Origin of the sequence: Mycobacterium kyorinense (assembly GCF_002101735.1) — a bacterium.
In the GTDB taxonomy this organism is placed as follows: Bacteria; Actinomycetota; Actinomycetes; order Mycobacteriales; family Mycobacteriaceae; genus Mycobacterium; species Mycobacterium kyorinense.
Genome location: NZ_LQPE01000074.1, coordinates 1 through 1,510, shown reverse-complemented (window position 1 = coordinate 1,510; position 1,510 = coordinate 1). Strand labels below are relative to the sequence as shown.

At 66.8% G+C, this 1,510-nt stretch carries 1 protein-coding gene; it reads right to left on the bottom strand.

What is annotated here, in order from left to right:
• Positions 1–48 precede the first annotated feature (48 nt).
• Positions 49–612: an HAD family hydrolase gene (locus tag AWC14_RS09455; RefSeq protein WP_249026322.1), complete on the bottom strand. Its 564-nt coding sequence runs from the start codon at positions 610–612 to the stop codon at positions 49–51.
• Positions 613–1,510 lie beyond the last annotated feature (898 nt).

The following is a 1,510-nucleotide window of genomic DNA, read 5'->3' as shown; positions in this document are numbered from 1 at the left end:
AGAGACTCACGCGATGGCCCTCTTACGTCAGGGACCGACACGCCGCCATCACTTACACCACTCCCCGGGACGCTCCCAAAACGCCGTCCGCATCCCCGCCAACTTCGCCGGCCGAATATCGTTGTCCAACCGATCCCCCACGTACAAAACATCCAGCGCACGCGCGACGGGCGCCGCCTCCAACACCCGGCGAAAGAACTCAGGATCAGGCTTCGACACACCCCAATCGTCAGACGTGGCAATGAAGTCACACGGCAACTCCAGACCGCGCAACAACTCCCCAGCGCGGGCCGTCTGATTGCCCGCCACCCCGACCCACACGCCGAGATCCCGCAGCTTGCCCAGACAGCTGCGCACGTCCGGATACAGATCGTCTTCGCCGAACCACTCGGGCTGACCGGCTGCGGCCCGCGCGGCCCGCTGCTCGGCCAAATCGAAACCGGGCCGGAAAATTTGGAAGGTCTCGCGATAGTCACGCCCGCACGCGATCACCGCACCGAACGTCGCCGCAAACGTGTGGCGAGGAACCCCAAGCCAGTCAGCCCAGGTGCCGTACTCGCGCGTCTCGTCGACAAGAGTCTCCCCAACATCGAACATCACAGCGGCCACCACGCTAAGAAATCCTATTCGCCATCAACCGCTGCACGCGCGCGCCGTGGCACCCCGTGCGTCCTCAAGACCTGCGAACGAAACCGATCGCAGGGCCGTCCCCTCGGTGGGACGCCGAGCTGCGCGGCAGCCCAATCGAAGCCGCGGTTCTCCGCGGTCTGTCCGGGACGTCCCCGTCTGTGTTGGGGACGATCACAGGGACGGTGCTGGCGTCGTCACTTGGCGTGCGACCCGCCCTGGCTGCAGCCAGCAGGGACACGAGCGCCGCCGCGCCCTCCGCGTCCCCCATTTTCATGGAAGGCAGGGCCGCCGCGGCCCATGGTCTCGCTTCAATGTCCCGGATTAGGATGCTGACGCCACGCCCGGCGGGATGGACCGTTGATGGGCCGCGTGCGTCCCCATACGCGCTGACCTCGAAAGATACGCCGATTAGGGCCCTGGAATGCCGCAACCGCTACACCGCACCATCCCCTGCGGGGGCCGCTCACCATCCGCCGGTTCGCCGCCCGGGTGGAGCTCGGTCCCTTTTGGTCGCCACCCGTCCCAAGGGCGCCAGGCTTGCCCTTATGTCCCGCGGATCTTCTAGTGCCTACGCAGCCCTGTCCGGGACACCGCCCCCAGCGTCCCCGCTGCCTGGCTTCGACTGTTGACGCATACAGCGTCCGTGCTGTCCCGAAGGATCGGCCGCGTCGCCCTGCGATCGCGACCTGGCCGGCGTTATTCTCGCAACCCCCGGGCAAGGAATCACGTACCGCGGTTCGATCCGACGGACCGGACTCCATACACCCCATTACGCGGGCGCCACGATCACCCACCGGCTCCGGAACCGTTGCGAGTGAGTGATCTTTAGTGGTCACGCGACTCGCACCCCGTCTCGGGGTTGTTCCCCGGCCGGGTGGCC